Raw genomic sequence first — 457 nt, forward strand, 5'->3', positions numbered from 1 at the left:
TAACGTTATTAGTGTATAATGTGTGGTTCAATTAAATACATAATTTTTCACATAAAATAAAACATTTAAACAACATCAAAAAAACTTGACTATTTTAGTCAGGATTCATAAAATCTGCACATCTAGACTTAACATGTGTATCGAATCATGCGCTTAACAACTCGCGGTCGCTACGCAGTGACTGCCCTACTTGATCTCGCTTTGCAGCCTACTGAACAGACGATTACTCTTGCCGAAATTGCAGCTCGTCAAACCATTTCAGTAGCTTATTTAGAGCAGTTATTTGCTAAATTGAAGCGTCACGGCTTAGTGTCCAGTATCCGTGGAGCAAATGGTGGTTATCACCTTGCTCGTAGTGCTGAAGACATCACTGTTTTGGAAATTATTGAAGCTGTAAATGAAACAGTTGACGCAACGCGTTGTGACCATAAAGGCAACTGCCAAAATGGTGCGATGT

1 protein-coding gene is annotated in these 457 nt (G+C 38.9%); it reads left to right on the top strand.

Going from position 1 to position 457, the window contains the following annotated elements:
• Positions 1-147 precede the first annotated feature (147 nt).
• The coding region (locus F7R20_RS31495; RefSeq protein WP_151180642.1) for an Rrf2 family transcriptional regulator at positions 148-457 on the top strand (310 nt) is incomplete at its 3' end.

Source organism: Pseudomonas brassicacearum subsp. brassicacearum (assembly GCF_008801605.1).
Classification (GTDB): domain Bacteria; phylum Pseudomonadota; class Gammaproteobacteria; order Pseudomonadales; family Pseudomonadaceae; genus Aquipseudomonas; species Aquipseudomonas brassicacearum.